Genomic DNA, 22,867 nt, shown 5'->3' with positions numbered 1-22,867 from the left:
CCGACCAGTGAGCAGCGACATCGACTTCCGCGCCTCCCTGATCCTCAAGCGCGGCGGGCTGGCGCGCGTGGGCCTGGAGCGCATCGCCTTGCTGGAGGCCGTGGCGCGGCATGGCTCGATCAGCGCGGCCGCCAAGGAAGCCGGTCTCTCCTACAAGGGCGCCTGGGACGGCGTGCAGGCGCTGAACAACCTGTTCGACGCGCCGCTGGTCAGCGCCGCGCCCGGCGGGCGCGCCGGCGGGGCGGCCCAGGTGACCGCCCGGGGGCATGCCGTGATCCGCGCCTTTCGCGCCGCCGAGCGGGAGGTGAGCGCCGCCTTCGCGCGGCTGGAAGCCGACCTGTCGAGCGACGCCGAAATGCTCTGGAGCCTTGGCCTGCGCACCAGCGCCCGCAACGCCCTGCGGGGCGTCGTGACGATGATCAGTGAAGATGATGTCACCGCCACCGTCACCCTGGACATCGGCGAGGCTCTTGGCCTCACCGCCCGGGTCACCCGACGCAGCGTGGAGGATCTGGGCCTCGCGCCCGGTCGCCCGGCCATCGCCTTGATCAAGTCCAGCTTCATCCGGCTGGACGGGTCGCCGGCGGAAAACAGGCTGGAGGCGCGGATCCTCGACCGCGAGGGCGGTCAGGCCGCCGCCGAACTGACGATCGGTCTGTCCGCCGGCAAGTCGCTGGTGGCCACGGTCGGAGCGGACGCGCCCGGCTGGGACTTGGCTCCCGGCGACGCCGTCGTCGTCTCGATCGCCACCGCTGACGTGATCCTGGCCGTGGACTAAACCCGTCCTAGCGCTTTCGACGGGCCCGCCAATGGTCGGCGGTCTGCCCCCAGATCTCGACGACATGATCCTCGAACGGCGGCGGCAGACGCCCCAGCCCGCGATTGACCGAGCCCAGGCGCTGGGCGACCGCCTGGGAGGGCGTGTTCTCCGGATCGATGCAGTGGATGATGTCGGTCCATCCCAGGTGATCCACCACCCAGTCGATCGTCGCGCTCGCCGCCTCAACCGCATAGCCTCGCCCCCAGGCGTCGGGGTGCAGGCCCCAGCCGACCTCGGTCCCCGGCCAACCCTCGGGGCGCCAGGGCCCGATCCGGCCCAGCCATTGGTCGGAGGCCTTCTCGATGACCGAGAACATGCCAAAGCCGTTCAGGGCCCAAGAGCCGGCCATCGTCGCCATGAACCGCCAGGCCGTGGCGCGCGGCTGCTGACCGCCGATGAAGCGCGCGGCGACCGGATCGGCCATCATCTGCGCCCAGCGATCCAGATCCGCATCGGCCGGCGGTCGCAGAATCAGGCGTTCGGTCTCGAGCGTCGGGCCGGGGGCGACAGGCATGGCGATCTCCGTCTCAAGCCACGCAATCGGCCAGGCCGTCGCGCCGCACGGCGCCCGAGGCCTTGCCGATCTTCTTGGTGCGCTTGGCCACGTACTTGCCCGGCTTGATCACCTTCCACTTCAGCGGACTGGGCAGGATGGCCGCCAGACGGGCGGACTGGGCCTGGGTCAGCTTGGCGGCGCTGACGCCGAAATAGCGCTGGGCGGCGGCCTCGGCGCCGTAGATGCCCGAGCCGTACTCGATGGAGTTCATATAGACCTCCATGATCCGCTTCTTGCCCCAGAAGGTCTCGATCAGCACCGTGAACCAGGCCTCCAGCCCCTTGCGGACATAGGAGCGCCCCGGCCACAGGAAGACGTTCTTGGCCGTCTGCTGGCTGATCGTGGAACCGCCTCGGATCTTGCGGCCCGACTCATTGTTCTCGTAGGCCTTCTGCAGCGCTTCGAAGTCGAAGCCGCGATGCTCGCAGAACTTGGCGTCCTCGGCGGCGATCAGGGCGCGCGGCAAGGTCGGCGAGATCTTGTCCATCGGACGCCAGCGATGGTCCAGCCCGCGCCCCTCGACGGCGCGGATCACCATCAGAGGCGTCACCGGCGGCGGAACGAAGCGGTAGAGGATGACCGCCACAACAGGCCCGGCGACCAGCACCAGGAACAAGGCCAGAAGAAGATTGCGCAAAAGCCGCCGCACGAAACGCCCCACTTGTCTTGACGCAGCGGACGGATGCTAACCACAGCAAACGCCGCTGTCGCGCGGCATAAACATATCGGGTTAAGGGAGCTTTCGATGGACGTGATCGACGCCGTGAACCGCCGCATGTCGGTGCGCGCTTTCAAGCCCGATCCGGTCGACGCCGGGCTGATCCGCGATCTGCTGGAGGCCGCCGCGCGCGCGCCTTCGGGCGGCAATCTCCAGCCCTGGCGGGTCCAGGTCGTGGGCGGCGCGCCGCTGGAGGCTCTGAAGGCCGCCATGCTGCAACGCGTGGCCTCGCCCGATCCCACCGAATACGACGTCTATCCGGCCAACCTGTGGGAGCCGCTGCGCAGCCGCCGCTTCCAGGTCGGCGAGGACATGTACGGCGCGCTGGGCATTCCGCGCGAGGACAAGCTGCAGCGCTTGCAGTGGTTCGCCAACAACGGCCAGGGCTTCGGCGCGCCGGTGCAGCTGTTCTTCTCGATCGACCGTCGCTGCGGCCCGCCGCAGTGGAGCGATGTCGGCATGCTGATGCAGACCTTCATGCTGCTGGCGGTCGAGCGCGGTCTCGACACCTGCCCCCAGGAGTTCTGGTCGCACTACAACAAGCTGGTCGACGAGCATGTCGGCCTGCCCGAAGACCACATGCTGTTCTCGGGCATGGCGCTGGGCTACCGCGACGCCGACGCCCCGGTGAACAATTTCCGGTCGCGTCGGGCGCCGTTCGAGGAATGGGCGGAGCTGAAGGGCTTCTAGGGCTCTACTTCCGATTTCCCCGGCGAACGCCGGGGGGATCGGGATTGCCAGACTACCCTACAAACTGGCGCGGGCCGGACAGGTCGGGGATCTCCAGCACCCCGGCCTCGCCGCTCTCGTCTCCCCAGGCCATCTGCCTGCCGTCGGCGCTGACCGACAGGGCGCTGATGGACGCGCCCTTCTCGGCCTTGAGGGTCTCGATGCGGCCGTTGCGCATGTGCGCCGCCCAGATCTTGCCGTTGTCCTGGCCGGCGATGCAGACCGGTTGGGGATCGATCCCCGCCACGCGGACCACCATCGAATCGCGCGAGAAGCCGATCTCGGCGGCCTCCTTGCCCATGGGCCCGTTGGCCCCGGCGAACGGCCAGATGACCGCGCCCGAGGCGCCGGCCGTGGCCAGGAGATTGCCCTTGTCGAAGAAGGCCACGCTTTTGATCTTGGACGGATAGCCGCCCATCCGCATGTCCTTGCCGTCCGACAGGCGCCAGCCGTGCAGCTGGTTTTCCTGCATGGACGAGATCAGGAACTTGCCGTCCGGGCTGAACTCCACCGCGATATGGCTGCCGGCCCACTTGAGGACCGTCGGCTTCTGATCGGCGATCCGCGCGTACCACAGATAGGCGCCGCCATAGGTCGCCGAGGCCAGGCGCCGCCCCTTGGGCTCGAACGCCAGACCCGACACCGTCTTTTCATGCGGGAAGTTGCGCGCGAAGGCCCGATCGGCGGCGTCGCGGACATGGACGTCCTTGCCCGCGGTGAAGGCGATCAGACCCGAGGCGGGGCTGGTCGCCACGTGCTCGATCCACTTGTTGTTCACCTCGGCGATCAGGGTGGCGACGATCTCGCCGCCCTCGATTCGGCTCCAGACCACGCGGCCGTCGTCACCGCCGGTGACGATCCCCGCGCCGCTGGGGTGGACCGCCGCCGCCAGGACCGCGCCGCCCAGTGGGCCGCCATGCGCCTCGACCGTGACGAATCCCTCGTCGGTCTGCAGGCGAACCGTACCGTCGCCGAGCGCGAACATGGCGCGGCCGGAGCGATCAAACAGGGCGTTTGTGACAAAGGCGTCGAACGAAAAGATCATGCGCGCGAGATAAGACACACCGGCGGCGGCGACTAGACTCTTTCGGGAAGCGCCACATTCGCGCCTCGCGCGAACCTCGATGCGCTGCGGCGCCCATTCGAACGGCGTTCCGTCAAAAAGAGTCAAAAAGGGGGTTGCTATTGCGCCGCGTCGTCGGGCTTTACTTCCGCGCCCGTCTGCGCCAGACGTGGCGAGGTAACGACATTTCAGGCGTGCGCGACGCGCGCGGCCTTCTGGGAGACAGTGCAGGCTATGGCGGCTAAACTTGCTGGCGGCGGTGGTGGCCGTTACGATCTGGGCCAGAATTCCGAAATCAACGTCACGCCCTTCGTGGACATTCTTCTGGTGCTGCTGATCATCTTCATGGTCGCCGTGCCGATGGCCGTGACGTCCATCAAGATCGACCTGCCGCCGGCCGTTCCGCCGCCGCCGAACGCGCCGAAGCCGAAGGAACCGGTCTTCATCTCGATCCAGAAGTCGGGCGCGATCTTCATCGCCGACAAGCAGAGCAGCCTCGACAACCTCGAGTACGATCTGAACGCCAAGTTCGCCGCCACCGGCCAAGCCGGCCCGAAGGACGATCAGCGCATCATGATCCGCGCCGACGCCGACGTGCTGTACGCCGACTTCATGGGCGTGCTGAACCAGCTGCAGACCTCGGGCTGGTTCAAGGTCGGCCTGATCAACGAGGACATCCGCTAAGGACCCTCGGCGACAGCCAGAAACACGAAAGCCCCGGAGCTTCAGGCTCCGGGGCTTTTTTGTTTGTCTGAAATCCTCTCCCCGTGGGGGAGGCGGCCGAAGGCCGGAGGGGGGGAGTCCTGCTGAGCCGGCTTCTTCCCCCTCCGTCGACTTCGTCGACACCTCCCCCTCTAGGGGGAGGATTCGAGAGTCGCCTTAAGCCGCCGTCGCCTCGAAGCCTGCGCGCAGCTCGGCCTCGTCGAGATCGCGACCGATGAAGACCATGCGGCTGTAGCGCTTGTCCTTGTCGGTCCATGGGCGCTGGAAGTCACCCTCCAGGATCATGTGCACCGCCTGGAAGACGAGACGCTTGTCCTCGCCCTTCACGTCGATGATGCCCTTGGCGCGCAGGATGTCGGGGCCGCGACGGGCCAGCAGATCATTGAGCCAGGCGGTGATCTTCTGGCCGTCGACCGGCTTGTCCAGCGTCAGCGAGATGCCCTTCACGCCGTCATCGTGGACTTCGCTCTTGTGGTCGTGATGATGATGGTGGTGGTCGTGACCGCAGTGCTCGTCATGCACGTGGTCATGGTCGTGATGGTGATGGTGGTCGCAGTGCTCATCGTGCACGTGCCCCGGCTCGCCATGGGCCGGATTGAGGAAATCTGGCTCCAGGTCCGTGATCCGCTCGAGATCGAAGCTGTGCTTGCCCAGGATGGCGTCCAGCGGGACGTTCGAGCGCTGGGCGCGGTGGATCGGGGCCAGCGGGTTGATCCGACGGATGCGCGCCTCGACGTGGCGCAGGTCGTCTTCCGAGACGAGGTCGGTCTTGTTCAGCACGATCTGGTCGGCGAAGGCGATCTGCTCGACGGCCTCCCTGCTGTCAGACAGGCGCAGCAGGATGTGCTTGGCGTCGACCACGGCCGTGACCGAGTCGAGGGCGGTGCGCGCCTTGACGTCATCGTCGACAAAGAAGGTCTGAGCCACGGGGCCCGGATCGGCCAGGCCCGTCGTCTCGACGATGATGGCGTCGAAGCCGCCCTTTCGCTTCATCAGGCCCTGGAGAACCCGGATCAGGTCGCCGCGCACGGTGCAGCAGACGCAGCCGTTGTTCATCTCGAACACTTCTTCATCGGCGCCGACCACCAGGTCGTTGTCGATGCCGACCTCGCCGAACTCGTTGACGATCACGGCGTAGCGCTTGCCGTGCTCCTCGGTGAGGATGCGGTTGAGCAACGTGGTCTTGCCGGCGCCGAGATAGCCGGTGAGCACGGTGACGGGGATCTTGCCGGAGGTCGGGACAGTCTGGGTCATGGCCGCTATTTAGGGGCCCAGGCCGTCCAGCGGAAGCCGCCTTTACGTCTTGAGGAACGCAACGGCCAGGCCCACCAGGACAAGGGCCACGCCGAGAATGGTTTCCTCATAGCGCTCAACCCACTGCAGCCCCAGGCGCTTGAAGCCGGCCAGACTGAGACTGGTGAAGATCAGCATGCCCGCGGCGGTGGCGGCGGTCAGGATCGCGCTGAGCACCAGGAAGGCGACCCAGCCATGCTCCATGCCGGCCAGATAGTAGGGCAGGAAGGCCTCGCACGGCGACAGCGTCAGCAAGGTCACCAGGGCGGCGATCGCGGCGCGATCGGAGGCGTAGATCCGGCGGCTCGCCTCCGGCAGGGCGTGGTTGTGGCGGCCGCGCACAATATAGAAGACGCCGACCGCGACCATCAGCCCGCCCACAATCCAGTGAAACAGCCCGCCCAGCGAGGGTTGCAGGGCCATGCCCGCCAGCACCAGCGCCAGGCCAAGCGCGATGGTCAGTCCCACATGCCCGACGCCCGCCAGCAGGGTCACGCCCAGCGTGCGGCCCGTCGACCATTTCTGCGCGCGCCCGACCAGCACGAACGGCAGCCAGTGAGTCGGCAGCGCGGCGTGCAGAAAGGCGACCGCAAAGGCGGTGACGGCGATCGAGGCGAAGAAGGGCGAGGTCACGGAAGGGCATATAGCGTGTTATAAAGTAACATTCCAGAGGGTACCCGCCCTCTTGTGTGCTTTCGTCGCGCACCTCGGCTGAATCCGCCGCTACGCCGTTGACTCCCGAGCCTTGGGCTGTATAAGTCGCGCCCTCTTCGCCCGCCGGGTTTCCGAGCGGGCGTTCCCTATTTTGCGAACGCACGTTTTTAAGGCGCTAACCTATGTACGCGGTGATCAAAACCGGCGGCAAGCAGTACCGGGTTCAAGCCGGCGACCTGCTGGTGGTCGAAAAGCTCGAAGGTGAACCCGGCGCGGCCGTGGCCTTCGGTGAAGTCCTGATGCTTGGCGAAGGCGAGGCCGTGACGGTCGGCGCCCCCACCGTGGACGGCGCTGTCGTCTCCGGAACCCTGCTCGAAACCCGCAAGGGCGAGAAGGTGAAGATCTTCAAGAAGATCCGCCGTCAGGGCTACCGCCGCACCCGCGGTCACCGCCAGTTCGAATCCGTCGTGCGCGTCACGTCGGTGGCCGGCGCCGGCAAGGAAGCCAAGTGGGAAGGTACGATCGACCTGACCCCGAAGGTTATCCTCGACGCCCGCGCCCGTGGCCTCGGCGACGCCGCCGTTCCGGCGACGATCCCGGCTCCGGTCGAAGCCGCTCCGGCCAAGGCCGAAGCCGCCCCGAAGAAGAAGGCCGCCCCTAAGAAGGCCGCCGCCAAGACGGAGGAAGGCGAAGCCTAAGGGCGACGCCTTCTAAGGTAGGAGAGCAAGATGGCTCACAAGAAATCAGGCGGCTCGTCCAGCAACGGTCGCGACTCAGAGTCGAAGCGCCTTGGCGTGAAGAAGTTCGGCGGCGAGAAGGTTCTCGCCGGCAACATCCTCGTGCGTCAGCGCGGCACCAAGTTCTACCCGGGTTCGGGCGTGGGCATTGGCAAGGATCACACCCTCTTTGCGCTCGTCCAGGGCGCGGTGGGCTTCGTGACCAAGAAGCACAATCGCACCTACGTGACCGTGACCCCGGCCGCTCAGCCGGCCGAGTAAGCACGAACCAGGTTTCTTTCGGGTCGTGCTTCGCAAGAAGACGATCCGGACAGACGATCTCTAGCGGGGAGTCCGGACGCCGGGCTCCCCGCTTTTGTTTTGTCGCGCCGCTGAAACAGGCTTGGCCATGGCGGCGTCACGGTCCCGGAGGAAAGAGGGCCGGAGAAACCTGGGAGGCGCCGATGTGCGTCATCGAAGAAAGTCCTGTGATCGAAACCCGGCGGCTCACGCTGCGCACGCCGGCCAAGGCCGATGTCGAGCGCGTGGCGGCCTTCTGCGTCGATCATGAGGTGGCGCGCATGACGACGCGCATGCCCTCGCCCTACACGCGCGGCCATGCCGAAGAGTTCGTGGCTCGGTGCGGCACGCAGGACCGCACGCGCGACAACACCTTCGCGATCGATCTGGCGAATGAGGGCCTGATCGGAGTCGTCGGCCTCTTCACCAATCCTGGTGGTCCCGTCGAGCTGGGTTATTGGATCGGCCGCCCCTACTGGGGTCGAGGCTACGCCACCGAGGCGGCGCGCGGTGCGCTGGACTGGACGCGCTCGATCTGGCGCAAGCGGCGTGTCACCGCCGGCCACTTCGCCGACAACGAGGCCTCGGGCCGCGTGTTGGTCAAGGCCGGGTTTCTGTATACGGGTGTGGTCGAGCACAAGCCGTCGATCGCGCGCGGGGAACCGGCGGCGACGCGGATGATGGTCTGGCTGGCCTGACGGCGCTGAACGCTCCCTCCCCCGTTTTGCGGGCAAGGAGGATCGGCGCGAACCGACGAGACGGAGCGGGCCGCCTAGCCGTCTCTACGCCGCCCGGTGCGTGTGGATCACCTTCTGCGGACCTTCGCGGAAGCGCTTCTCGGCCGTGACGATCCGCTCACAAAGGGCGTCCAGATCGCTGAGCAGCGAATAGGTGGCGTAGATGGGGATCTCCATCATCGCCACCTGAGCGCGCGGCATGAACTCGGTGTACTTCTTCCACGCCGGGTGGTTGTCGCGCGCGTTCAGCGCCCGCTGACCCAACGGGTTCCAAAGATCGAGATCCATCAGTTCGTCACGGCACTGCTTCATGACCGGCAGGGCGATGTAGAGAAACAGAAACGTCGGCGTTGCGGCGCGGCCGAACTGCGGCTGAACCTGCAGGTGCCAGATGCGGTAGGCCTCGAAGAAGCCGGCCTTGCGCACCGGGTCCGGCGGCAGCCAGGTGGCGTTCTCGTTGATCAGGTCGGCGGCCGTGGCGGCGCGCTTGACCAGTTCGTCGGCGGTGGAGCCAGGCGGCATGGTCTTGGACAGGGCGTTGACCGGAATCGCCAGCTTCTTGGCCACGTCTGGATAGGTGACCAGCTTGCCGCCCATCGGCGTCCACTGGCCGAACGACGGCGCGCCCGGGGTGTTGGCGCGCTTGGTGGCGGCGGCCTTGTGCAGGAGAAGCTGCTCCTCGCGCATCTGCTCGGCGCGGAGCCGGTCGAACTCGGCCTCATGAGCGGCCTGTTCCTCGGCGGTCATCCAGCGCGCGCGGCCCGGGCCATAGGTGCGCTCGTATCGGTTGAGCAAGACGAGGCTGTGATCGGTGGACGGCCTGGGGCCCACTTCGCCCAGGAAAGTCTTGAAATCCCGCCACTGCGGCGCGACGCCGGTGCCCCGACCGATCAGGATGTTGCGATGCGTAGAAGCCTCTGTGCTATACTTGCGGTGGAGCTCCTGCGTCGACAGATCGCGCAGATCCTTCGCCAGCAACGCTACGACTTCTTCTTCACTCGCCAAGGTCAGCCTCCTGCTCCGCCGTAGAAGAAACGACGGTTTTTGCTGCCAAGATTCTTTGTCGCACTCCTTGTTTTAACATTTCGTCACGATGGCGAACGCCGGTCGCGGTTTAACGTTTGCAGAGACCGTGACCAAGCGACACAGGCCAGAGCGCGCCCAAACGGCGTTTGGGCTCGACGCGCGGGACGCCTTGGGACAAAAGGACCCCATGAAATTCTTGGACCAATGCAAGATCTATATCCGCTCCGGTAACGGCGGCGGCGGATCGGTGTCGTTCCGCCGCGAAAAGTACATCGAGTACGGCGGCCCGGACGGCGGCGACGGCGGTCGCGGCGGCGACGTGTGGATCGAGGCCGTCGAAGGCCTCAACACCCTGATCGACTATCGCTATCAGCAGCACTTCAAGGCCGGCACGGGCGTGCACGGCATGGGCCGAGCGCGGCATGGCGCGGCCGGCGAAGACGTCGTCCTGAAGGTCCCGGTCGGCACCGAGGTGCTGGAGGAAGACAAGGAAACCCTGATCGCCGACCTCGATCACGCCGGCATGCGCCTGCTGCTGGCCAAGGGCGGCAACGGCGGCTGGGGCAACCTGCACTTCAAGGGCCCGGTCAATCAGGCGCCCAAGTACGCCAATCCCGGCCAGGAAGGCGAGGAGCGCTGGATCTGGCTTCGCCTGAAGCTGATCGCCGATGTCGGTCTGGTGGGCCTGCCCAACGCCGGCAAGTCGACCTTCCTGGCGGCCGCCAGCGCCGCCAAGCCGAAGATCGCCGACTATCCCTTCACCACCCTGACCCCCAACCTGGGGGTCGTGGATCTGTCCAGCAGCGAGCGCTTCGTGCTGGCCGACATTCCCGGCCTGATCGAGGGCGCTTCCGAGGGCGCGGGGCTCGGCACCCGCTTCCTTGGCCACGTCGAACGCTCGGCGACCCTGATCCACCTGATCGACGCCACCCAGGAAGACGTCGCCGGCGCCTATGAGACGATCCGGGGCGAGCTCGAGGCATATGGCGACGAACTGGCCGACAAGGCCGAGATCCTGGCGCTGAACAAGATCGACGCCCTGGACGAGGAAACCCTCGCCGAGAAGGTCGCCGAGCTGGAAGCCGTATCGGGGATCAAGCCTCGCCTGGTTTCCGGCGTGTCCGGCCAGGGCGTGACCGAACTGCTGCGCGCCGCCTACAAGCAGGTCCGCATCCGTCGCGGCGACCTCGAGGAAGAGATCGACGACGACGAGGATCACGTCGACGAGACCCCTGGAGGCTGGACGCCGTGACGTCGGGCTCCCAGGGAGCTTTCGAGGCCGCCCGCCGCATCGTGTTCAAGGTCGGCTCGGCCCTGCTGGTCGACGCCGAGACGGGCGCAGCCAATCGCGCCTGGCTGGAGGCGTTCTGCGCCGACGCCGCCGACCTGCGCGCCGCCGGCAAACAGGTGCTCGTGGTCTCGTCCGGTGCGGTGGCCCTGGGCCGTCGTCGGCTTGGGCTGACCGGTCGAAAGACCACCCTGCCTGAAAAGCAGGCCGCCGCCGCCGCAGGCCAGAGCCTCCTGATGCGCGCCTGGGAAGAAGCTTTCGAGCCGCACGGGATCGGCGTCGCCCAGATCCTGCTGACCCGCGACGACACCGAGATGCGCCGCCGCTGGCTGAACGCCCGCGCGACGACCGAAACCCTGATGGGCTTGGGCGTCGTCCCCGTGGTCAATGAGAACGACACCGTCGTGACCGAGGAGATCCGGTACGGCGACAACGACCGCCTGGCCGCGCGCGTCGCCCAGATGGCCGGCGCCGACCTCCTGGTGCTGCTGTCGGACATTGACGGCCTCTACACCGCCGACCCGCGCAAGAACCCCAAGGCCGAGCATATCCCGCGGGTCTCCGAGATCACCCCGGAGATCGCCGGCATGGCCGAGGGGGCCAACGCCGCCGCCGGCGTCGGCACCGGCGGCATGGCCACCAAGATCGCCGCCGCCCGCATCGCCCGCGCCGCCGGCTGCGCCACCCTGATCACCCTGGGCTCGCGCCCTCGCCCGCTGGCGGCCATCGCGGCCGGCGAAAAGGCCACCCTGATCGAGGCGGGAGCCTCGCCCGCCGCCGCCTACAAGGCCTGGATCGCCGGCTCGCTGGCGCCCCAGGGCTGGGTCACGGTCGACGCCGGGGCGGCCAGCGCGTTGCTGGCCGGCAAGAGCCTGCTGCCCGCCGGTGTCCGCGCCGTCGAGGGCCCGTTCGACAAGGGCGACGCCGTCCGCGTTCGCGACGAAAACGGCCGTGAGGTCGCCCGGGGCCTCGTGCGCTATGACAGCGCCGACGCCCAGCGGATCGCGGGCCTGCGCTCGGACGCCATCGAGGCCGAACTCGGCTTTACCGAGGGTCCGATGATCCATGCCGACGACCTCGCCGTAGCCCACTAGACCTTTCCAGTACGAGCATTCCCATGGCCTACCGATCGCTCCGCGAATTCATCGACGTCCTGGAGGCCAAGGGCGAATTGGTGCGGGTCAGGGAGCCGGTCTCCAGTGTGCTGGAGATGACCGAAATCCAGACGCGCCTCTTGGCGACCGGCGGCCCGGCGGTGCTGTTCGAGAACGTGCTGCTGCCCGATGGCTCGCGTTCCGAGATGCCGGCGCTGGCCAACCTCTTCGGCACGGTCAAGCGCGTGGCCATGGGCGTCACCCTGGGCGGCGAGCCGCGCGAGACGGCGGGCGAACTGCGCGAGGTCGGCGAACTGCTGGCCTTCCTGCGCCAGCCCCAGCCGCCCAAGGGCCTCAAGGACGCCCTCGACATGCTGCCGCTGGCCAAGACGGTGATGAGCATGCGGCCGGGGACGGTGAAGAAGGCCCCCGTGCAGGAGGTCGTCCTGACCGGCGACCAGATCGACCTTTCCAAGCTGCCGGTCCAGACCTGCTGGCCGGGCGAGCCCGCGCCGCTGATCACCTGGCCGCTGGTCGTGACCAAGGGCCCCAGCAAGGACCGCGAGGACGACTTCAACCTCGGCATCTACCGCATGCAGGTCCTGTCGAAGGACAAGTGCGTCATGCGCTGGCTGGCCCATCGCGGCGGCGCCCAGCACTACGCCCGCCACAAGAAGGCCGGCTCCAAGGAGCCCCTGCCCGCCTGCGCCGTGCTGGGCGCGGACCCCGGCACCATCCTGGCGGCGGTGACGCCGGTGCCCGACACCCTGTCGGAGTACCAGTTCGCCGGCCTGCTGCGCGGGGCCAAGGTCGATCTTGTCCCGGCCAAGACCGTGCCGCTGATGGTGCCGGCCCATGCCGAGATCGTCATCGAGGGCCATGTCCTGCTGGACGAGTTCGCCGACGAGGGCCCCTACGGCGACCACACCGGCTACTACAACAGCGTCGAGAAGTTCCCGGTCTTCCAGGTGACGGCGATCACCATGCGCAAGGACCCGATCTACCTGACCACCTTCACCGGTCGTCCGCCGGACGAGCCCAGCGTGCTGGGCGAGGCGCTGAACGAGGTGTTCATTCCCCTCATTCGCCAGCAGTTCCCCGAGATCGTCGACTTCTGGCTGCCGCCCGAGGGCTGCAGCTACCGCATCGCCGTGGTCTCGATGAAGAAGGCCTATCCCGGCCACGCCAAGCGCGTGATGCTGGGCGTCTGGAGCTATCTGCGCCAGTTCATGTACACCAAGTGGGTGATCGTCGTGGACCACGACATCAACGCCCGCGACTGGAAGGACGTGATGTGGGCGATCAGCACCAAGATGGACCCCGCAAGGGACATCACGGTGATCGAGCACACGCCCATCGACTATCTCGACTTCGCCAGCCCCGAGAGCGGCCTCGGCTCCAAGATCGGCCTCGACGCCACTGACAAGTGGCCGCCCGAGACCAAGCGCGAATGGGGAGAGGAGATCCGCATGGATCAGGCGGTGGTCGACAAGGTCAGCGACATGTGGGGCCGGCTGGGATTGCCGGGGGACGGCAAGCCGATCTGGAAATAGGCTTGCGGGGCGACAACGGTCGGGGGGCCATTGATGAGCGGGTTCGAGTTCTTCTTTTCGCTTTATGGGCTGGTTCTGGGCCTGTCGGTGGTCGAGATCATCGGCGGCGTCGCCCGGCTGACCCATGACGCCAAGGGCGTTCGGATCGGACTGCTGACACCCGTCCTGATCGCGGTATTGCTGACGGATCTGTGCGGCTTCTGGGTGACGGCCTATCTGCTCTACAACGACCGCCCGCTGAACTATCTCATTGTCGTTCTTAGCCTTTTTGCGGCGTCACTGTACTATCTGGCGGCCGCGATCGTCCTGCCGCGCGATCTTACGCAAGAGCCCGATCTCGACGCCGTCTACCTGCAACACCGCCGGCTGATCATGGCCTGTATCGCCATAGCCGGTTTGGTGATGTTCGAGGTGACGCCGTCACTGACGCCCGCCGGTTTCGCTCAGCGGCTCGCGTTCTGGACCAACCTGTCGCAGAGCTGGCAGCCCCTGACCTTTTTCGCCTGCGTCGGCGCGATCATGCTGACGCGGAACAAGGCGGCGAACCTTGGACTGATGGTGCTGATGCTGTCGGTCAACGTCGCCTCTTTCCTCAGATTGCCTTCGATCTGAAGCCTCGTCGAAACCGTTCACGCGATGCACAGCCCTGAGGCCTCGCACGCCACGGCGGCGCGGGCCCTCGCGACGACGGCCCGGATCCCCTCACGAGAGCCTTGATGGACGCCTTTGAGTTCTTTTTCAGCTTTTATGGGCTCTTGCTGGGCTTTTCCGTCGCCGAACTGGTGGGCGGCTTCGCACGACTGCTGGACGGTCGTCGGCAGGTGAAGTTCGGCCTTTTGACGCCGCTCCTCGCCCTGTTCGTGGCCATCGACATCGCCAGTTTCTGGAACCAGGCCTGGGTGATCTTCCGGCCTGCGCCCTACAACTACGCCCTGCTGATCCTGGGTCTTGTGGTGGCCAGCACCTTCTATGTCGCCGCCACCCAGGTCTTTCCACGGGAGCTGAAGGCCGGCGAGAGCCTGGATGACCATTTCTGGGCGCACCGGAAGCTGGTCCTGCTCAGCGTTCTGGCGGCCAACCTGCTGATCGCGCTCGTGTTCTTGGGGCTGGTAAGCATCAACGGTGAGATCGCCCGGCTGAACCTGGGTCCCGTCTTCTGGGTCGGCACGACCCTCTTCATGATCGTCACCCTCGTGGCGGCCCTGGCGCCATGGCGCTGGGTCCCGCCGATCGCTCTGGCGATCCTGCTGGCGTATCAAGGCTGGCAGATCGTGCGCTCGGCCGAGGCGCTGGTCCGTCGAGGCGGCTGGTCGCTGATCGGCGGCTAAGTGGGTTGTCATCGGACGCAGGAGGCGCGAGGACTTCGCCCTATGCGCACCACAGCCCTTCTCGCCATAGCCCTGCTTGCCTTGGGAGCCCCCGCCATGTCCCAGACCTCGCCCTCCAAAGCCCCGTGGGACCAAGCCTTCCTGCCGCCGGCGCCGCACTGGCAGGGCGCCAGCCAGAAGCTGATCCGCGACAAGGCCGATCCGTGGGTGACGCCGTTCGAGGCCGACGCCGAGCACAATTTCTCGCCGAGCTACGCCGACACCCGCGCCTGGTTCCAGAAGCTGGACAAGGCCAGCCCCCTGATCCGCGTCGAGGCGTTCGGCGTCTCGCCGCAAGGCCGCGAGATCTTCGCGGTGATCGCCAGCAAGGACGGCGACAAGCTGGATCCCAAGAAGCCGCTGCTGCTGGTCCAGGCGGGCATCCACCCCGGCGAGATCGACGGCAAGGACGCGGGCATGATGCTGCTGCGGGACGTGGCCTTCCACGGCAAGGACGGGCTGCTCGACAAGGTCAACCTCGTCCTGATCCCGATCCTTTCGGTCGACGGCCATGAGCGTTCGGGCCCCTATTCGCGCCCCAACCAGCGGGGCCCCCGCATCCAGGGCTGGCGCAACACCGCGACTAACCAGAACCTCAACCGCGACTTCATGAAGCTGGACCAGCCGGAGATGCGCGCGCTGAAGCGCCTGCAGGCCAAGTACAAGGCCGATCTCTATGTCGACGTCCACGTGACCGACGGCATGGACTACCAGTACGACGTCACCTACGGCTTCAACGGCGAGAACGGCGTCTGGAACCGCTCGCCGGCCATCGCCAAGTGGCTGGACGGGGTGCTGAAGCCCGCCATGAACAAGAGCCTGGAAGCCGAGGGCCATATCCCGGGCGAGCTGGTGTTCGGCGTTGACGAACACAATCCGAAAGCCGGCTTCTCGGATGGGGGCCTGGGTGAGCGCTTCTCGAACGGCTGGGGCGCGGCGGCTCACGTCCCGACCATCCTGATCGAGAACCATAGCCTCAAGCCCCACGCCCAGCGGGTGCTGGGGACCTATGTGTTCATCGAGACGGCCCTGAAGCTGCTGGCCGAGAAGGGCGGGGATCTGCGGCAAGCGATCGCCACCGATAGCGCCCTGCGCCCCTCCGAGATTCCAGCCAACTTCGTCGCTGATCCCAAGCCCGCCTACACGCGCGCCTTCAAGGGCATTCGCTACGAGTACTACGACAGCCCCGCCTCGGGCCGGAAGGAAGTACGCTGGCTGGGTGAGGCCGATCCCGAGATCTGGAACGTTCCCTTCTACGGCTCCAAGCCCTCTCTGACCCTCAAGCGCCCGGCGGCCTACTATGTGCCCAGCCACCGCCCCGACATCATCGAGCGCCTGAAGCTGCACGGGGTGACGCTGGAAACCCTGCCCGCCGACAAAACGCTGAAGGTCGAGATGATCCGCCTCGTCGATCCCAAGATCGCCACGCGCGCCAACGAGGGCCACGTCCAGATCAGCGTGGAGAAGGTGACGACCGAGACCCGCGACTGGACCTTCCCCAAGGGCTCGGTACGCGTGTCGACGGACCAGACGCTGGGTGATCTGGTCGTGCTGCTGCTGGAACCGCAATCCAGCGAGAGCCTGTTCGCCTGGGGCATGGTTCCCGAGGTGCTGAGCCGCGTCGAGTATATCGAGCCCTACGCCATCGCGCCGTTGGCTGAGAAGATGATGGCGGCGGACCCGGCGCTGAAGGCCGAGTTCGAAGCCAAGCTGGCGGCGGAGCCCAAGTTCGCCGCCGATCCTGCCGCGCGTCTGGCCTGGTTCTACAAGCGCACCCCGTTCTACGACGATCACCATCTGCTCTACCCGATCGCCCGCGAAATCGCGCGATAGGCACGCCGGGTTGCCGATCCCGGGCGGAAGGCCTCATATGGCGCTCCGCTCCGGGGGGAGCGGGCGTAAGGACGACGAAAAGACCATGGACACGATCGTTTCCGGCCACGCTGCGGCGCTCTGGGCCGGCCTCAATCTCTTTCTGCTGCTGATCCTCTCGCTGCTGGTCGTGCGCCTGCGCCAGAAGCACAAGGTGGCCCTGGGCGACGAGGGCATTCCTGAACTCGCCCGCGCCATCCGCGCCTTCGGCAACGCCTCGGAGTACATTCCGTCGGGCATCGCCGCCCTGGCGGTTCTGGCCGTCGCCGGCGCCGCGCCCCTGGCGATCCACGTGGTGGGCTTCATCCTGTTCGCCGGCCGCGTGGTTCACGCCATCGGCCTGTCCAACAGCGGCGGGGCCTCGATCCCGCGCGCCGTGGGCATGGTGGCGACCTGGCTGGCCTATATCTTCGCCGGTGTGGCCCTGCTGCTGTCGGCCATCGGGTAGCTACGAATTGTCCTCCCCCGTTGCACGGGGGAGGAGATCACGTCCATAAGACCGCATGGACGATAATCTGCTGCATGACGTGGTCGCCGCCGCGCGCAAGGCCGGGGCCGACGCGGCCGAGGCTGTCTTCGCCGAGCGCCAATCCCTTTCGGTTTCCGTTCGCCTGGGCGAGCTGGAAGAGGTCGAGCGCGAGGAGGCGCGGGACCTTGGCCTGCGGGTCTTCATCGGTCAGCGCAGCGCCACCGTATCCGGCTCCGACATTTCGTCCGAGGCCCGCGCCAAGCTGATCGAGCGCGCTGTCGCCATGGCCCGCCTGGCGCCGGAAGATCCCTATGCCAGCCTCGCCCCCCAGGATCGCCTCGCGGGCGGTCCGTTCCCCGACCTTGATCTGATCGACGCCTACGAGCCCTCGGCCGAGACCCTGGAGACCCAGGCCCGCACCGCCGAGGCGCACGCCCGCGCGGTCAAGGGCGTCACCAATTCCGATGGCGGCTCGGCCACTTGGTCGTCGTCGCGCTGGGCCCTGGTGACCAGCGACGGCTTCCACGGCGCGCATGCAGCCACGGGCCACTCCATCTCGGCCTCGGCCATCGCGGGCGAGGGCGCTGGCATGGAGCGCGGCGGCGAGGGGCGTTCGGCCCGCCACTTCGGCGATCTGCCGGCGGCGGGCGATATCGGCATGGCGGCCGGCCGCCAGGCCGTGGCCCGCCTGAACCCACGCAAGATCGCCTCCACCACCGCGCCGGTGATCTTCGAAAACCGCCTGGCCATGAGCCTGATCGGCCCGCTGCTGGGCGCGATCTCCGGCCCGTCGATCGCGCGCGGCACCTCGTTCCTGAAGGACAAGCTGGGCCAGGCGATCTTCGCCAAGGGCGTCAACCTGCTGGAAGACCCGCACCGGGTGCGCGGCCTCGGCTCGGCGCCCTTCGACGATGAGGGCGTGGCCACGCAAGCCCGCGCCCTGATCGAGGACGGCGTGCTGACCACCTGGCTGCTGAACACCAGCTCGGCCAGGCAGCTGGGTCTGGTCACCACCGGCCACGCCTCGCGCGGCCTGGCGGGTCCGTCCGGCGTCTCGACCCACAACCTGACGCTCCAACCAGGAACCCAGGACCTGAAGGGGCTGATGCAGGACGCCGGAACGGGTCTGGTCGTCACCTCGATGTTCGGCCCCTCGCTGAACGGCAACACCGGCGACTGGTCGGTCGGCTGTTCGGGCTACTGGTTCGAAAACGGCGAAAGCACCGGCCCGGTCACCGAGATCACCGTCGCCGGCAACCTGATCGACATCTACGCCCGCCTCGTACCGGGCTCGGATCTCGAGTTCCGCGGCGCCAGCAACAGCCCCTCCCTCTTGGTCGACGCCCTGGCGATCGCGGGCAAATGAACGACCTGGACCTGATCATCGCCGCAGCGCGGGAGGCGGGCGAACTGGCGCTCGGCGCGCGCGAGAGCGGCCTGACGATCTGGTCCAAGGAAGGCGGCTCGCCGGTCACAGACGCCGACCTCGCCGTCGACACCCTGCTGCGCACCGAGCTGCGCGCCGAACGCCCGGACTATGGCTGGCTGTCGGAAGAAACCGCCGACGACCCGGCGCGTCTGGCGACCGGACGACAGTTCGTGGTCGATCCGATCGACGGCACGGTCGCCTTCATGAAGGGCAAGCCCTGGTTTGCAGTGTCGATCGCCGTGGTCGAGGACGGCCAGCCCATCGCCGCCGTGGTCCACGCCCCCGCCCTGGACGAGACCTACGCCGCCACCCTGCAGGGGCCGGCCACTCTGAACGGCGCGCCGATCGCCCCCAGCGCCACCGAGGCGCTGGAAGGCGCGGCCATGCTGGGCGACGCCAAGATGTTCGCCCACCCCGCCTGGCGCGAGCCGTGGCCGACCATGCGGATCGAGACCCGCAACTCCATCGCCTATCGGGCGTGCCTCGTCGCCGCCGGCGCGTTCGACGCCGCCGTGGCGCTGTCCCCCAAAAGCGAGTGGGACGTGGCGGCCGCCGACCTGATCTGCCAGCGCGCCGGCGCGGCGCTCAGTGATCACAAGGGCCGCCCCTACGCCTATAATCGGCCCGTTCCGCAGGTTCCGAGCCTGGTTTGCGCCAATCGCGCGCTTGCGCCATTGATCCTTAACCGTGTCGGGCATATCGAGCTGCCATAACCATAATTCCTCGCAGGAACTTGCTCAAAATGCCTGACAAGCAGCTTCTTCATATCGTAGTCGGCGGCGAGCTTAAGGACGTCGCGGGCGTCGAATTCCGTGACCTCTCCAAGGTCGAGTTCGTCGGCGCCTATCCGAGCTACGACGAGGCCCACAAGGCCTGGAAGGCCAAGGCCCAGGCCACGGTCGACAACGCCCACGCCCGCTACTTCATCATCCACGCCCACAAGCTGCTGGATCCGAGCGAGGGGTGAGGGTGCTAAGTTCCTCCCCCGCATCGCGGGGGAGGTGGCCCAGAGGGCCGGAGGGGGCTAACTCAGCCAATTTCCAGCTGGCACCCTCAGTCGCTCCGCGACAGCTCCCCCGTATCACGGGGGAGCATCTTCACTCCCGCCGCAGGATCTTGTCGGTCAGCACCTTGCCCAGCATGCCGGCGCGGAAGGTCTTCTTCATCTCGACCGGGTCGTAGTCGTCGCTCTCGACCCAGTCGCTGAAGCTCAGACCCTGGGGCTCGCCCTTCTCCAGGTACTGCTCGAAGACATAGTCCAGCACGCCGGTGTTGCCGTGCTTGATGTGCAGGTAGCGCGGGCCCAGCTGCTTCATCGCCTCGCGTGATCGGCTGGCCCAGGCGATAGTGGGCATAGAACACGCTCATGATCCCAGCCCGGTCTGCGCCGGACTTGCAGTGCATCAGGGCCGGATACTCGATCCGCTCAAACAGTTCCTTGGCGCCGCGCACCCGCTCGCGGATCGGGACCTCTCGCGAAGTGATCACGAAGTCGACGAAGTTCAGGCCCAGGCGCTCGCAGGCGTCCTTCTCCAGCGCATAGAAGCTGCCGTCGAAGCCGCCGCGCAGGTTCACGATCGTCTTGATCCCGCGCCTCTTCCACCAGGCCAGCTGGAACGGCCAGGGCTGGTTGGCGCGGACGAGCTCCGGGCTGATCCAGTGGGCGTTGGAAAAGCCCAGCCGCAGATAGGCGTGGTCATTCCACAGATAGTGGAGATAGGTCTTGAACCGGCCCCAGGGCGTGGTCAGGTCGAACTTGGCCAAGGCGGCGCGATCCTTCGGAAAATCTGGGTCTAAGTAGGGGCATAGCCCGCGAAAGGCAAAATCCAGCGACGATCCGCCTTCAGAGCGTCGCTTTTCGACGCCAGTGCGTCCCGCGCGTCCTTGACAGCCTCCTCCCGAAATCCGACCCCTCCCCCATGACCGCACAGGATCGTCCGCAGCCCTCGAACCGCGCCCTGATGGGCCGGATGTGGCGCGAATTCCTCCAGCCGCGCTGGAAGGGCTTCCTGGTCTCGATGATCAGCGCAGTGATCGTGGCGCGACTGACGGTGATGCTGGGCGAATATGTCGAGCCCGCCGTCGACAAATTGATCGCTCATCCCCAGCCCGGCGCCCTGATCTGGGTGCCTCTGACCATCGCTGGCCTGGCCGTGGCGCGCGGCGTCTTCCAGGTGATCCAGGCCAGCCTGATCAACCGCATCGGCAACGGCGTAGTCGGGGACATGCAGACGCGCCTGTTCGGCCGGCTGATCCGGGCGGACCTGGCCCGCCTGCGCGGCGCTCACTCGGGCTCCTATGTCGCCTCGGTGCTCTACGACGCCGGCCTGATCCGCGAGGCGGCGACCACCGGCGTCATCAACTATGTCCGCGAAGCCCTGATCGTCGCCATCACCCTGTGGGCGCTGTTCAACAGCGATCCGATCCTGGCCGCCGGCGTGCTGATCATCGTGCCGGGCGTCAGCGGGGTGATCCGCCACTTCTCCAAGCGCACGACCAAGGCCGCCAAGGGGGCCATGGGCGAGACCTCCAACCTCTCCACCGCGATCATGGAGAGCCTGGACGGGGTCAAGATCGTCAAGATGGAGAACCGCGAGGCCTATGAGGAGGCCCGCGTCGCCGCTGTGGTCGAGCGCCGCCAGCGCCACCTGATCAAGGGCAGCAACGCCCGCGCCATGGCCGCTCCCGCCACAGAACTCTTCTCGCAGCTGGTGATCGCCGCCGTCTTCGCCTACGCCGGCTGGCGGGCGATCACCGGCGCGCTGGTCGTCGGCCCCTTCACCCTGCCGCCGATCACGCCAGGCGGGTTCCTCAAGTTCGTGATCCTGCTGGGCATCGCGGCCCAGTCCCTGCGTCAGGTCGCCAACCTGCAGACCGTGTTCAGCGAGGGGCTGACCGCCGCCCGTCGCCTGTTCGAGGCCCTGGACGTGGCCCCAACCATCGTCGATCCGGCCGACGCCAAGGCCCTGCCGCCGGGCGAAAGCATGATCGCCCTGGCCGACGCGACCTTCTCGTACGGCGCGGACATTCCGGCCCTGTCGAGCGTCAACCTGCAGGCGCGCAAGGGTGAGACCGTGGCCCTGGTCGGCCCCTCTGGCGGCGGCAAGAGCTCGATCCTGAACCTGATCCCCCGCTTTTACGACGTGAACGCCGGCGCGGTGACCATAGACGGTCACGACGTGCGGTCGGTGACCCTGGCCAGCTTGCGCGACCGCATCGCCCTGGTCACCCAGGAGCCGTTCCTGTTCGACGACACGATCCGCGCCAACATCGCCTACGCCCGACCCGGGGCCAGCCAGCTGGAGATCGAAGCGGCCGCTCGCCAGGCCGCCGCCCACGACTTCATCCTGGCCCTGCCCGAGGGCTATGACACCCCGGTCGGCGAGGGCGGCGCGCGCCTGTCGGGCGGTCAGCGCCAGCGCATCGCCATCGCCCGCGCCTTCCTGAAGGATGCGCCGATCCTGCTGCTGGACGAGGCCACCAGCGCGCTCGACACCGAGAGCGAGGCCCAGGTGCAGGCGGCGCTGGAGCGCCTGATGGCGGGCCGCACGACGATCCTGATCGCTCACCGCCTGTCGACCGTGAAGAACGCCGACCGCATCTATGTGATCGACAAGGGGCGGGTCGTGGAGACGGGCTCGCATGCCGAGCTCGTCCGCGCCGGCGGTCTCTATGCGCGCCTCGCCAAGGCTCAGAATCTGGACCACCCGGCGCCCGACCAGGACGGGGAGATCACGGCTTGAGACCGCTTCGTTCGCCCTGGGTGATGGGCGCGCTGACCCGTTTCTTCTCGGGCTATATCGCGCTGACCTACAAGACCCTGCGCTGGACGCGCGAGGGCCAGGCGATCGCTGACCGCGTTCAGGCCGAGGCCCTAGCCAGCGGCGGCGGCGCGATCCTGGCGCTATGGCATTCGCGGGTGCCCGTCGGGCCGGCGACCTGGCCGCAGGGACCAGACAAGCCCGAGATCCGCGTCCTGGTCAGCCAGTCGCGCGACGGCGAGTTCATCGCCCGGGTGATCGCGCGCCTGGGCCTGCCGTCGATCCGGGGCTCGTCGCTGAAGAAGACCGACACCAACAAGAACAAGGGCGGCGAGCAGGCCTTCCGCGACATGGTCAAGTGGGTGAAGGACGGCGGGGCCATGGCCATCACGCCGGACGGTCCGCGCGGGCCCGTCGAGGTGATGCAGAAGGGCGCGATCGCCCTGGCAAGGGTCAGCGGCGCGCCGGTGCTGTTCGTCGGCGTGGCGGTCAATCCCTGCATCCGCCTGAAGACCTGGGACCGCACCATCATCCCCCTGCCCTTCGCCAAGGCGGCCATGGTCTGGGACGGCCCCGTTCAGGCCGGTCGAGACGACGATCCCGACGCTCTGGTCGAGGCCTGGGGCGCGCGACTGAGCGCCGTTTCCCGCCGCGCGGAAGCCATTGTCGGCGAAACCGCGCCCAAAGATTGATCCCTCC

General features: G+C 67.3%; 24 protein-coding genes and 2 pseudogenes. 19 read left to right on the top strand and 7 right to left on the bottom strand.

Going from position 1 to position 22,867, the window contains the following annotated elements:
• Positions 1 to 7: 7 nt before the first annotated feature.
• Positions 8 to 778, top strand: coding sequence for a molybdenum-dependent transcriptional regulator (locus tag OVA11_RS04615; RefSeq protein ID WP_268066379.1), 771 nt, complete (start codon positions 8 to 10; stop codon positions 776 to 778).
• 7 nt (positions 779 to 785) lie between these two features.
• On the opposite strand, the gene OVA11_RS04610 is transcribed toward OVA11_RS04615, so the two are convergent.
• A complete protein-coding gene (locus tag OVA11_RS04610) occupies positions 786 to 1,334 on the bottom strand; it encodes a GNAT family N-acetyltransferase (RefSeq protein WP_268066378.1) in 549 nt (182 codons plus the stop codon).
• A gap of 13 nt (positions 1,335 to 1,347) precedes the next feature.
• Entirely contained in the window at positions 1,348 to 2,037 is a 690-nt protein-coding gene (gene mtgA, locus OVA11_RS04605; RefSeq protein WP_268066377.1) for a monofunctional biosynthetic peptidoglycan transglycosylase, read from the bottom strand.
• An 84-nt stretch (positions 2,038 to 2,121) separates the two neighbouring features.
• On the opposite strand from mtgA, the gene OVA11_RS04600 reads away from it, so the two are divergent.
• A complete protein-coding gene (locus tag OVA11_RS04600; RefSeq protein WP_268066376.1) occupies positions 2,122 to 2,784 on the top strand; it encodes a nitroreductase in 663 nt (220 codons plus the stop codon).
• A 52-nt stretch (positions 2,785 to 2,836) separates the two neighbouring features.
• On the opposite strand, the gene OVA11_RS04595 is transcribed toward OVA11_RS04600, so the two are convergent.
• A complete protein-coding gene (locus tag OVA11_RS04595; RefSeq protein ID WP_268066375.1) occupies positions 2,837 to 3,868 on the bottom strand; it encodes a WD40 repeat domain-containing protein in 1,032 nt (343 codons plus the stop codon).
• A gap of 243 nt (positions 3,869 to 4,111) precedes the next feature.
• Here OVA11_RS04595 and OVA11_RS04590 point away from each other — a divergent pair, with 243 nt between their 5' ends.
• The gene (locus tag OVA11_RS04590; RefSeq protein ID WP_268066374.1) at positions 4,112 to 4,570 is read left to right on the top strand and encodes a biopolymer transporter ExbD; all 459 of its coding nucleotides are present in this window, start codon (positions 4,112 to 4,114) and stop codon (positions 4,568 to 4,570) included.
• An 87-nt stretch (positions 4,571 to 4,657) separates the two neighbouring features.
• Positions 4,658 to 4,766: pseudogene (locus OVA11_RS04585) on the top strand (hypothetical protein); the annotation flags it as partial.
• Here OVA11_RS04585 and OVA11_RS04580 read toward each other — a convergent pair.
• Together OVA11_RS04580 and OVA11_RS04575 are read right to left on the bottom strand one after the other, a co-directional pair.
• Complete coding sequence (locus OVA11_RS04580) at positions 4,766 to 5,863, bottom strand: CobW family GTP-binding protein (RefSeq protein ID WP_268066373.1); 1,098 nt, start codon at positions 5,861 to 5,863, stop codon at positions 4,766 to 4,768. The pseudogene OVA11_RS04585 and the gene OVA11_RS04580 overlap by 1 nt on opposite strands.
• 42 nt (positions 5,864 to 5,905) lie before the next feature.
• A complete protein-coding gene (locus OVA11_RS04575) occupies positions 5,906 to 6,535 on the bottom strand; it encodes a hypothetical protein (RefSeq protein WP_268066372.1) in 630 nt (209 codons plus the stop codon).
• Between the two features lie 203 nt (positions 6,536 to 6,738).
• Here OVA11_RS04575 and rplU point away from each other — a divergent pair, with 203 nt between their 5' ends.
• From rplU to OVA11_RS04560, 3 genes are all read left to right on the top strand, one after another.
• A complete protein-coding gene (gene rplU / locus OVA11_RS04570) occupies positions 6,739 to 7,254 on the top strand; it encodes a 50S ribosomal protein L21 (RefSeq protein WP_010918208.1) in 516 nt (171 codons plus the stop codon).
• A 30-nt stretch (positions 7,255 to 7,284) separates the two neighbouring features.
• A complete protein-coding gene (gene rpmA / locus OVA11_RS04565) occupies positions 7,285 to 7,554 on the top strand; it encodes a 50S ribosomal protein L27 (protein ID WP_010918207.1) in 270 nt (89 codons plus the stop codon).
• 182 nt (positions 7,555 to 7,736) lie between these two features.
• Positions 7,737 to 8,270, top strand: a complete 534-nt coding sequence (locus OVA11_RS04560; protein ID WP_268066371.1) for a GNAT family N-acetyltransferase — start codon at positions 7,737 to 7,739, stop codon at positions 8,268 to 8,270.
• An 84-nt stretch (positions 8,271 to 8,354) separates the two neighbouring features.
• Here OVA11_RS04560 and OVA11_RS04555 read toward each other — a convergent pair whose 3' ends face one another.
• Positions 8,355 to 9,314: a hypothetical protein gene (locus OVA11_RS04555; RefSeq protein ID WP_268066370.1), complete on the bottom strand. Its 960-nt coding sequence runs from the start codon at positions 9,312 to 9,314 to the stop codon at positions 8,355 to 8,357.
• A gap of 208 nt (positions 9,315 to 9,522) precedes the next feature.
• On the opposite strand from OVA11_RS04555, the gene obgE reads away from it, so the two are divergent.
• From obgE to OVA11_RS04505, 10 genes are all read left to right on the top strand, one after another.
• Positions 9,523 to 10,587, top strand: coding sequence for a GTPase ObgE (obgE, locus tag OVA11_RS04550; protein WP_268066369.1), 1,065 nt, complete (start codon positions 9,523 to 9,525; stop codon positions 10,585 to 10,587).
• Entirely contained in the window at positions 10,584 to 11,717 is a 1,134-nt protein-coding gene (gene proB, locus OVA11_RS04545) for a glutamate 5-kinase (RefSeq protein ID WP_096032291.1), read from the top strand. The genes obgE and proB overlap by 4 nt, the downstream gene beginning before the upstream one ends.
• Before the next feature lie 23 nt (positions 11,718 to 11,740).
• Entirely contained in the window at positions 11,741 to 13,270 is a 1,530-nt protein-coding gene (locus OVA11_RS04540; protein ID WP_268066368.1) for a UbiD family decarboxylase, read from the top strand.
• A gap of 33 nt (positions 13,271 to 13,303) precedes the next feature.
• Positions 13,304 to 13,882 (top strand): hypothetical protein, encoded by a 579-nt coding sequence (locus tag OVA11_RS04535; RefSeq protein ID WP_268066367.1) that lies wholly within the window; start codon positions 13,304 to 13,306, stop codon positions 13,880 to 13,882.
• Between the two features lie 104 nt (positions 13,883 to 13,986).
• Entirely contained in the window at positions 13,987 to 14,598 is a 612-nt protein-coding gene (locus tag OVA11_RS04530; RefSeq protein WP_268066366.1) for a hypothetical protein, read from the top strand.
• Positions 14,599 to 14,640: 42 nt separating this feature from the next.
• Positions 14,641 to 16,470, top strand: a complete 1,830-nt coding sequence (locus tag OVA11_RS04525; RefSeq protein WP_268066365.1) for a M14 family metallopeptidase — start codon at positions 14,641 to 14,643, stop codon at positions 16,468 to 16,470.
• Positions 16,471 to 16,555: 85 nt separating this feature from the next.
• Positions 16,556 to 16,957 carry an MAPEG family protein gene (locus OVA11_RS04520; protein ID WP_010918199.1) on the top strand — a complete coding sequence of 134 codons (402 nt, stop codon included), beginning with the start codon at positions 16,556 to 16,558 and terminating at the stop codon, positions 16,955 to 16,957.
• 55 nt (positions 16,958 to 17,012) lie between these two features.
• Positions 17,013 to 18,344 carry a TldD/PmbA family protein gene (locus tag OVA11_RS04515; protein ID WP_268066364.1) on the top strand — a complete coding sequence of 444 codons (1,332 nt, stop codon included), beginning with the start codon at positions 17,013 to 17,015 and terminating at the stop codon, positions 18,342 to 18,344.
• Positions 18,341 to 19,120: a 3'(2'),5'-bisphosphate nucleotidase CysQ gene (locus OVA11_RS04510; RefSeq protein WP_268066363.1), complete on the top strand. Its 780-nt coding sequence runs from the start codon at positions 18,341 to 18,343 to the stop codon at positions 19,118 to 19,120. Before OVA11_RS04515 ends, OVA11_RS04510 begins: the two co-directional genes overlap by 4 nt.
• 20 nt (positions 19,121 to 19,140) lie before the next feature.
• Positions 19,141 to 19,374 (top strand): DUF4170 domain-containing protein, encoded by a 234-nt coding sequence (locus tag OVA11_RS04505; protein WP_012639934.1) that lies wholly within the window; start codon positions 19,141 to 19,143, stop codon positions 19,372 to 19,374.
• Positions 19,375 to 19,504: 130 nt separating this feature from the next.
• On the opposite strand, the pseudogene OVA11_RS04500 reads toward OVA11_RS04505, so the two are convergent.
• Positions 19,505 to 20,171, bottom strand: a pseudogene (locus OVA11_RS04500) (fused DSP-PTPase phosphatase/NAD kinase-like protein).
• 155 nt (positions 20,172 to 20,326) lie between these two features.
• Between OVA11_RS04500 and OVA11_RS04495 the strand changes: the two are divergent.
• Together OVA11_RS04495 and OVA11_RS04490 are read left to right on the top strand one after the other, a co-directional pair.
• A complete protein-coding gene (locus OVA11_RS04495) occupies positions 20,327 to 22,150 on the top strand; it encodes an ABC transporter ATP-binding protein (RefSeq protein WP_268066362.1) in 1,824 nt (607 codons plus the stop codon).
• Positions 22,147 to 22,860, top strand: coding sequence for a lysophospholipid acyltransferase family protein (locus tag OVA11_RS04490; RefSeq protein WP_268066361.1), 714 nt, complete (start codon positions 22,147 to 22,149; stop codon positions 22,858 to 22,860). The genes OVA11_RS04495 and OVA11_RS04490 overlap by 4 nt, the downstream gene beginning before the upstream one ends.
• Positions 22,861 to 22,867 lie beyond the last annotated feature (7 nt).

Origin of the sequence: Caulobacter sp. SL161 (assembly GCF_026672375.1) — a bacterium.
GTDB lineage: Bacteria > Pseudomonadota > Alphaproteobacteria > Caulobacterales > Caulobacteraceae > Caulobacter.
Note: the sequence above shows the minus strand (reverse complement) of the source record. Positions and strands in the feature narration are given on the sequence as shown.